The sequence below is a fragment of the Pseudorhizobium flavum genome, from assembly GCF_044142885.1.
Taxonomy (GTDB): domain Bacteria; phylum Pseudomonadota; class Alphaproteobacteria; order Rhizobiales; family Rhizobiaceae; genus Neorhizobium; species Neorhizobium flavum.
Window position 1 is genome coordinate 1 of sequence record NZ_JBIOKZ010000026.1, and the last position, 8,290, is coordinate 8,290.

Sequence of the window (8,290 nt, forward strand, 5' to 3'; positions counted from 1 at the left end):
GGCTCTGTTGCAAAAATCGTGAAGCTTGAGCATGCTTGGCGGAGATTGGACGGACGGAACGATGACGGATTTCAAGTGGCGCCATTTCCAGGGTGATGTGATCCTGTGGGCGGTGCGCTGGTATTGTCGCTATCCGATCAGCTATCGCGACCTTGAGGAAATGCTGGCGGAACGCGGCATTTCGGTCGACCATACGACGATCTATCGCTGGGTCCAGTGCTACGCCCCGGAGATGGAGAAGCGGCTGCGCTGGTTCTGGCGGCGTGGCTTTGATCCGAGCTGGCGCCTGGATGAAACCTACGTCAAGGTGCGGGGCAAGTGGACCTACCTGTACCGGGCAGTCGACAAGCGGGGCGACACGATCGATTTCTACCTGTCGCCGACCCGCAGCGCCAAGGCAGCGAAGCGGTTCCTGGGCAAGGCCCTGCGAGGCCTGAAGCACTGGGAAAAGCCTGCCACGCTCAATACCGACAAAGCGCCGAGCTATGGTGCAGCGATCACCGAATTGAAGCGCGAAGGAAAGCTGGACCGGGAGACGGCCCACCGGCAGGTGAAGTATCTCAATAACGTGATCGAGGCCGATCACGGAAAGCTCAAGATACTGATCAAGCCGGTGCGCGGTTTCAAATCGATCCCCACGGCCTATGCCACGATCAAGGGATTCGAAGTCATGCGAGCCCTGCGCAAAGGACAGGCTCGCCCCTGGTGCCTGCAGCCCGGCATCAGGGGCGAGGTGCGCCTTGTGGAGAGAGCTTTTGGCATTGGGCCCTCGGCGCTGACGGAGGCCATGGGCATGCTCAACCACCATTTCGCAGCAGCCGCCTGATCGGCGCAGAGCGACAGCCTACCTCTGACTGCCGCCAATCTTTGCAACAGAGCCCATCGGAGCGCCAGTTAAGACCATCCCCTCATAACTTGGATGCCATCGGTGGCTGTCACCGCCATGAAGTGAAGTCCGCTGTGGGCCGACGGCCGTCATGGCGCAGAAGTGCCAGAAGCTGGTCGCACAAGTCCGCAATGGGCCGAGTAGCGACGACACGTGCTATGATTGGCGGCCTGATGGAGGCGACGCGGCGGGAGGAGTGGCGGAGAACTCCTCATGGAAACAACACCACTACGTCCCCGCCGCCCCTGGAACAAGGGTATCCTGATCGGTCAGAAGCGCCCGCTTCAGCCAAAGAACGTGTGGTCGATCCGCGTTCGACTGGAAATGTGCGGAGCCATCAGAGAGCTGGCGCTCTTCAATCTCGCCATCGACAGCAAGCTTCGCGCCTGCGACCTCGTAAGACTGAGGGTCGAAGACCTGTGGTCTGGTAGCTTGGTCAGGGATCGAGCCACCATCATCCAGAAGAAGACAAATCGGCCCGTACAGTTCGAAGTGACCGAGCAGACGAAAGCTGCACTTGCAGCATGGCTCCCATTCGTCCGACGGAGCGGCGGCAGCTATCTATTCCCAAGCCGCCGTAAGACGTCGCAGCATCTGTCGACGAGGCAGTATGCGCGGATTGTCCACCGATGGGTCGAGTCTATCGGGCTCGACACCAGCGCCTATGGCACTCACTCTATGAGGCGAACCAAGGCAGCGCAGATTTACAAGAAGACGGGTAACCTGCGAGCTGTCCAGATACTGCTCGGTCACACAAAGCTCGAAAGCACGGTTCGCTACCTTGGCGTCGAGGTAGATGACGCCCTGAGAATCGCGGAGCAGATTGAGCTGTAGGTTCGTGACCATCGGCGGCCTTGCCGATGGTCCCTCTCGCGCCATCAGCGGTCATAAGAACTTTCCGCTTGATCCCGAGCTTGTTTGCCGCAATATTGCCGCCATCAACCGGACCCGTTCGCGGGTGGCTTCTCCGAGCGCCTATCCCTCGGCAACCAGCTAGCTCCTGCAAATCTTCATTTTAGATACCGCAGCGAGCATTCCGATTGGACCTTCCAAATGACTGCGACGGCCTGATCACGTCTTCGAACTGATGCCGCCAGCTTCGCTTGCGCGTTCGTGATTGAGCGTCTTCAGCGGCGTCCATTCCCGTAAAAAATTTTTGCTGATCGGCGGCCTCCCAAGCGCCGGATGAGCACAGGAGAACCATAACTTGAACCGGGATTTTCTTGGCACTCTCAAATCAGAATGGTTCGGCAACGTCAAAGGTGACGTTCTGGCTGGGCTTGTGGTGGCGCTGGCTCTCATTCCCGAAGCCATCGCCTTTTCCATCATCGCAGGGGTTGACCCGAAGGTCGGCCTGTACGCTTCCTTCTCCATTGCCGTGCTCATCGCCTTCGTGGGCGGACGACCTGGCATGATCTCCGCAGCCACAGCCGCGACGGCAGTCCTCATGGTGACGCTCGTGCGCGACCACGGGCTGGAATACCTGCTGGCAGCCACCGTCCTTGCAGGTGTCCTGCAGATCGTCGCGGGCTTGCTGAAGCTCGGCTACCTCATGCGGTTCGTTTCCCGCTCGGTCATGACGGGCTTCGTCAACGCGCTGGCGATCCTGATCTTCATGGCGCAACTGCCGGAACTGACCAATGTCCCGATGCTGACCTACGTGATGGTGGCGGCAGGCTTGGCTATCATCTACCTCTTCCCCTACCTCACCAAGGCGGTTCCTTCGCCGCTCGTGTGCATCGTCGTCCTGACGGCGATCTCGATCTTCTTCGGCTTCGATATCCGAACCGTCGGTGATATGGGCGAACTGCCCTCGACGTTGCCGGTCTTCCTGATCCCGAACATCCCGCTGAACCTCGACACCCTGATGATCATCCTGCCCTATTCGGCGGCCGTGGCTGCGGTCGGCTTGCTGGAGTCCCTGATGACGGCGCAGATCGTCGATGACCTGACGGACACGCCGAGCGACAAGAACCGGGAATGCGTTGGACAGGGGATCGCCAACACAGCAACGGGCTTCATCGGCGGCATGGCGGGCTGCGCCATGATCGGCCAGTCGATCATCAACGTGAAGTCCGGCGGTCGGGGACGCCTGTCGACCTTCTGCGCGGGCGTCTTCCTGCTGTTCATGATCCTCGTCCTGGGCGGGCTGGTCAGCCGCATTCCCATGGCAGCGTTTCGATGCGGAGAGCGGGTCCGCCCGCTTGCATGAAGGCCTGATGAGGAGTTCTGTCCACTCCCAGTGCCACCGGCGCACCCGAAAACCCTTCGTGACCAATGCATCCGACTTCCAGACGCTTCCCAGAAGTGGCGGCGACTTCGGAGGAGAGTCCGCCCTCAAAGAAGTACACGTATGCAATGGGAGAATGCGGTTCGAATAGAACGTCCCCTCGCTTCAGCTCCACCCTCTGAAGATCGGGCAAAAGCACTGTCGCGGCATCAGCCGGGAGAGCATTGAGAAGCAGGTTGTTTGTTTTAGCCATGCGTCATCTTAGCAAGCGGAGCGAAAAAACCAAACGTGGCTTGGAAAGGTCGATGCCGAAGACGAGCGCTTCATCTCAAATCTAGCACGGACCTGAATGAGAGCGTAGAAACTATGGTGCCGTCTGCGCGTGTGATCTCGAACGCGTCACCGTCTATTGGTTCCCCATTGAGGACCCGTTGCGATAAAATCTCGCGTGCCGAAAGGATAGCCTCCTGCCGTGCTTGCGCAGCCGAAGCCAGTTCACTGCCTTCAGGGTCCTGTGTTACCTCATCACCCCTACGGATGTGAAAGTAGAATCTCGGCATTGGGTTCTTCCTGCTGTAGGTCCGAACCTCGGGCTTCCAGAGAAGTTTCCGTCCGCTAACGTACGCTTCAAAATGAGGAGGGTGCACAATCTCGCACTCCCGTTAGTACGCTGGGTCGCCTTCGAGTTATGTTACTGCCTTCTCCGGCTGAAGGGTTCGGACCGCGATCTCGAAGGTTACGCATAGCCCGTATGCTCTCCACTCCCGATTCACGGTTGCGGGGAAGCCTCTGGCAATCGAGTCGATCAACCTTGTGCCGAAGCCAGTAGAAGTGTCCCGCTTCGAAATCGCAGGCCCTCCGGTCTCCTCCCAGGCAATGTTTACATAATCGTCGACGGCCTTCGTCGTGATGTTAACCCTGCCTTCGTGAACGGACAGCGCACCGTATTTTGCAGCGTTGGTGGCTAGTTCGTGGAAGAGGAGAGCTACCTTTGTCGTATGACTCTGGGCCACTCGGAAGTCAGGGCCCGCCAGAGAAATGCGCTGCCAAGATTCGTCCTGGTACGGAGCCACCACTTTTTCCAGTAGTTGATGCAGAGTGGCACTTTCATCTCGTCCTTGCGGGTCATCAAGGCTTGGCAGGGTCAGGTCGTGCGCAGCAGCTAGCGCGGATAGCCTCTGCCGCATAGAGTCCGCCAGTTCTGCGGGCGACGCGGCGGACTTCGAAGCCATCGTGATCAACCCACTGGTGAGGGCGAACAGGTTCTTCACCCGGTGGTGCATTTCTCCCAGAAGCAGGCGTTGCCGCTCCTCTTCGCGCTTCCTGGAGGAGACGTCCCGTGCGATTTTCGAAGCGCCGACTATGGTGCCATCGCTGTCCCTGATCGGTGAAATGGTCAGGGAAATGTCGATAAGTGAGCCATCTTTCCGCCGACGTATCGTATCGAAGTGATCCACCGTCAGCCCAGCGCAGAGCTTTGCAAGAATAGCAGGCTCTTCATCCAATCGATCCTGAGGAATCAGGATCGTGATCGGCTTCCCAACGACTTCTTCGGCCCCATAGCCGAATAGCTGTTCGGCACCACGGTTCCAGCTTGTGATGAAACCGTTGATCGTTTTGCTGATGATCGCGTCTTGTGACGATTCAACGATTGACGCAAGCAGTTCCTTTGGGTCGTAGGGTGCGATAGCCAAAGCGTTCGCGGCAGAGATGCGTCTCACACTCGCGTCGTCAGGAGTAGCCGCGTTTGAACCACGCATGTCTGGCGAAGATGTCATTGGTCGGTGCACCTCTTCGCTGATCAATGGGATTGACAGTACATAGACCAGACGCCGAGCGAAAGATAGGCGGAGCCCGTTGCAATACAGGGCGGCTACGCTAGTTCAGTGTCGGGAATAGGGCGGGAAATCCAAGTGACACAATCTCTTTCGAGGATCATCAGCGGCGTAGACGGGCTTGATGAGGTATTGGGCGGCGGCTTGGTTGAAGGCGCTTCTTATATCGTTCAGGGACAGCCTGGTGCGGGCAAGACGATCATGGCAAACCAGGTCGCCTTCGCCAATGTCAGGGCGGGACGGAAAGTTTTGTACATCACGCTTCTGGCGGAAACCCACGACCGACTTTTCCAGGTGCTGGGGACGCTTGATTTCTTCGACCGTAGCCAACTAGGAATTACCATCAATAGCCTCAGTTTTCCTGGACACCCTCGGGTCGACTTTTCTGCTGCTTGTCCGCCTCGACGGGTGACTGCATCCTGTTCCTGACGTGTTTGCGTTTCGGTTTCGGGAGCTTCATCGCGCGAAACGGAGACCCTGCGGCGTATTGCTCTCGCTTCAGAGGTTAAGGAAGCTTTTGGCAGCCGCGTTGTCTCGGCAGTTTCCACGGCGGCTCATCAAGTGGTGAACCAGTGGTGCTTCAGAAAAAGGCCATTTCGTGCCGGTGAATTGGGGCCCTGATCGAAAACGACTAAACCTGATCCTTCGACTTGCCTATACGTGCATTCGTAGAGCCTGCCGATCAGATGGAACGGGAGCTGACCGGATGCGTGGTTGAATGGCAGGTATCCGGGCTGGTCGAGGATGCTGAAGCCGAGACGATTGGGAAATCTGTCGTCCGCCCTCGCTTGCCGCTGCGCATTTCCGTTTTCCAGCCGATTGACCGAGCCAACAACTTTGCCTGCCGGTATGGCTATTGCTTTCGGCGTTGAGAAGCGCATAGTGCTTGCTCCAGCAGCCACTTTACGGGCGCTGTTGGCGGGGGTTGCGAGACCCCAGCCCCAACCTGAAGGAGGACCAAGATGTCTTCCGCATTTTCAGCAGCACAACTAGCATCCAGGGACGTGCGGGCAAGAACCGCAGCGATCTTTCACACGTGGGCACCAGCGCTATCCATCGGTTTCATCCTATACCTAGTGCTTCGCGATCTGCTCTAGGTGGAGCCCACGCAGAAAAGCACCTACAGGGCTTCATCATGCGGACTTTCTCAAAACGAGTGACTTTTTTGAACCCGTTTCTGCTCCCGGGCATGGTCCAACCTCACCCACCTGGTGAATTCGACGTTCTAGTCGAGGAAGAACCACTCGACGTTATGTGGAAAGCCTATCACCGGACGCTCACCTTCATGGTGACCTCGCAAGGGCTCACTGAAGCATACAGGGTCAACGAGGAGTCCCTCGATGCACTCATAAGTGCAGACAGGGCGATCCCCGCGAACCCTACCTCGCCCGCGCCGGGACGTTGAACGCGCCGCCGCTCGGCAAACCCATTGTTGAGTGTAGCTCTGATGCGACCTTACGCGAGACTCGAAACCCAAAGTCGGCACGCCCCTGAGACAAACGCTCGCCAGCGGCATGTTTTAACTGGAGAACATCAAATGTCGCAGCCACGTTACAAGCTTGGAGATGTCGTTGCTTTGAGGAGCAGCCCATTTCGCCGACTGACGCAAACGGTCGACGCTCGGGTTAGCTCTGTCCGGGTGGATAACCAGCGAAATTCAGAATACCGCGTGCGCCTGGCGGGAGAGGTTTTTGAGCGGTATGTGACCGACGCTGAGATCGACCACGCAGCATCTCAAGCCTGCAATCTTGACCTGGCCGAGGCGGTGAACGGCGAATTGCCGGTGGCCGGACCATCGCCCTCCGCACTCGGCACGTCTCGACGTCGGGACTGACGCGTTGCCTGGAGCTTGAGCGTCGAAACCATGGTGGAAGACGACGGCCAATGCGTTATCTACTTTTCCCGCTAATGGTCTTAGCCACCCCAGCCATGTCGGAAGTTGTCACCCCGAGAGAACTTAGGCTCTCCGCGCCTTCGGTTCGCCTGACGACGGGCCGGACTGTTCGAAGGTGAACGACGTCAGCAGAGTTGTTACGATGTTGGTCGCCTTCTCCTTCACTAGGGTCTCCGTCCATTCCGTCGTTCCCCGCAGTCGGAGATCGCTGTAGATGCTGTCGACCGCGCCCTCCTCGATACGTTTGATATGCGCCTTGAAGACCGTCTCGCCATGAGACTGATAGAGGTCACGGATGACCATGCGCAGGATTTCCTGCATGGCAATTTGCCATGCGGTCGTGCTTGCCTGAAGTTCGTGCGTCTCGTCTGACATGGGATATCCTGCGAGGCATGAGTAATCTTAGGACAGAATGTCTGTCGGCGAGTCGTTGCTCAGGCCGTCTTGGTACGCATTCGGATCAGAGCAGAGGTTGCTTTCGCGCGGTCATCAGTCTCTTTCGCTAGTCGCGCCTCTCGCAGTCGAAGAGTTTTCTCGTCGCGAGCCTGCGCGATAAAGTCCTGCTGGCTCTGTTGCAAAGATTGGCGGCAGTCAGAGGTAGGCTGTCGCTCTGCGCCGATCAGGCGGCTGCTGCGAAATGGTGGTTGAGCATGCCCATGGCCTCCGTCAGCGCCGAGGGCCCAATGCCAAAAGCTCTCTCCACAAGGCGCACCTCGCCCCTGATGCCGGGCTGCAGGCACCAGGGGCGAGCCTGTCCTTTGCGCAGGGCTCGCATGACTTCGAATCCCTTGATCGTGGCATAGGCCGTGGGGATCGATTTGAAACCGCGCACCGGCTTGATCAGTATCTTGAGCTTTCCGTGATCGGCCTCGATCACGTTATTGAGATACTTCACCTGCCGGTGGGCCGTCTCCCGGTCCAGCTTTCCTTCGCGCTTCAATTCGGTGATCGCTGCACCATAGCTCGGCGCTTTGTCGGTATTGAGCGTGGCAGGCTTTTCCCAGTGCTTCAGGCCTCGCAGGGCCTTGCCCAGGAACCGCTTCGCTGCCTTGGCGCTGCGGGTCGGCGACAGGTAGAAATCGATCGTGTCGCCCCGCTTGTCGACTGCCCGGTACAGGTAGGTCCACTTGCCCCGCACCTTGACGTAGGTTTCATCCAGGCGCCAGCTCGGATCAAAGCCACGCCGCCAGAACCAGCGCAGCCGCTTCTCCATCTCCGGGGCGTAGCACTGGACCCAGCGATAGATCGTCGTATGGTCGACCGAAATGCCGCGTTCCGCCAGCATTTCCTCAAGGTCGCGATAGCTGATCGGATAGCGACAATACCAGCGCACCGCCCACAGGATCACATCACCCTGGAAATGGCGCCACTTGAAATCCGTCATCGTTCCGTCCGTCCAATCTCCGCCAAGCATGCTCAAGCTTCACGATTTTTGCAACAGAGCC

The 8,290-nt window shown here is 58.3% G+C and carries 9 protein-coding genes, 1 pseudogene and 1 other annotated feature; of the genes and pseudogenes, 5 read left to right on the top strand and 5 right to left on the bottom strand.

The window, feature by feature from the left end; translation table 11 throughout:
- Positions 1-61 precede the first annotated feature (61 nt).
- The 3 genes and pseudogenes from ACEPP2_RS20995 to ACEPP2_RS21005 all read left to right on the top strand — a co-directional run.
- Positions 62-826 (top strand): IS6-like element IS6100 family transposase, encoded by a 765-nt coding sequence (locus ACEPP2_RS20995; protein ID WP_001389365.1) that lies wholly within the window; start codon positions 62-64, stop codon positions 824-826.
- A gap of 273 nt (positions 827-1,099) precedes the next feature.
- Positions 1,100-1,720, top strand: a complete 621-nt coding sequence (locus tag ACEPP2_RS21000; protein WP_395517865.1) for a tyrosine-type recombinase/integrase — start codon at positions 1,100-1,102, stop codon at positions 1,718-1,720.
- Between the two features lie 107 nt (positions 1,721-1,827).
- Positions 1,828-1,878: a sequence feature (sul1 is cis-regulatory element that is thought to sense ions involved in sulfur or methionine metabolism; They are found in Alphaproteobacteria), on the top strand.
- 215 nt (positions 1,879-2,093) lie between these two features.
- A pseudogene (locus ACEPP2_RS21005) lies at positions 2,094-3,062 on the top strand (SulP family inorganic anion transporter); the annotation flags it as partial.
- A 377-nt stretch (positions 3,063-3,439) separates the two neighbouring features.
- Here ACEPP2_RS21005 and ACEPP2_RS21010 read toward each other — a convergent pair.
- Together ACEPP2_RS21010 and ACEPP2_RS21015 are read right to left on the bottom strand one after the other, a co-directional pair.
- Positions 3,440-3,676, bottom strand: coding sequence for a DUF6894 family protein (locus ACEPP2_RS21010; RefSeq protein ID WP_077549636.1), 237 nt, complete (start codon positions 3,674-3,676; stop codon positions 3,440-3,442).
- A gap of 126 nt (positions 3,677-3,802) precedes the next feature.
- Complete coding sequence (locus ACEPP2_RS21015) at positions 3,803-4,837, bottom strand: PAS domain S-box protein (protein WP_395517866.1); 1,035 nt, start codon at positions 4,835-4,837, stop codon at positions 3,803-3,805.
- A gap of 192 nt (positions 4,838-5,029) precedes the next feature.
- Here ACEPP2_RS21015 and ACEPP2_RS21020 point away from each other — a divergent pair, with 192 nt between their 5' ends.
- Entirely contained in the window at positions 5,030-5,380 is a 351-nt protein-coding gene (locus ACEPP2_RS21020) for an RAD55 family ATPase (RefSeq protein WP_395517867.1), read from the top strand.
- 128 nt (positions 5,381-5,508) lie between these two features.
- Here ACEPP2_RS21020 and ACEPP2_RS21025 read toward each other — a convergent pair whose 3' ends face one another.
- Entirely contained in the window at positions 5,509-5,832 is a 324-nt protein-coding gene (locus ACEPP2_RS21025) for a hypothetical protein (RefSeq protein ID WP_280514353.1), read from the bottom strand.
- A gap of 656 nt (positions 5,833-6,488) precedes the next feature.
- On the opposite strand from ACEPP2_RS21025, the gene ACEPP2_RS21030 reads away from it, so the two are divergent.
- Positions 6,489-6,785: a hypothetical protein gene (locus ACEPP2_RS21030; RefSeq protein ID WP_139346365.1), complete on the top strand. Its 297-nt coding sequence runs from the start codon at positions 6,489-6,491 to the stop codon at positions 6,783-6,785.
- A 123-nt stretch (positions 6,786-6,908) separates the two neighbouring features.
- Here ACEPP2_RS21030 and ACEPP2_RS21035 read toward each other — a convergent pair whose 3' ends face one another.
- Both ACEPP2_RS21035 and ACEPP2_RS21040 read right to left on the bottom strand, forming a co-directional pair.
- Complete coding sequence (locus ACEPP2_RS21035; RefSeq protein WP_395517868.1) at positions 6,909-7,220, bottom strand: hypothetical protein; 312 nt, start codon at positions 7,218-7,220, stop codon at positions 6,909-6,911.
- A 244-nt stretch (positions 7,221-7,464) separates the two neighbouring features.
- The gene (locus ACEPP2_RS21040; RefSeq protein ID WP_001389365.1) at positions 7,465-8,229 is read right to left on the bottom strand and encodes an IS6-like element IS6100 family transposase; all 765 of its coding nucleotides are present in this window, start codon (positions 8,227-8,229) and stop codon (positions 7,465-7,467) included.
- Positions 8,230-8,290 lie beyond the last annotated feature (61 nt).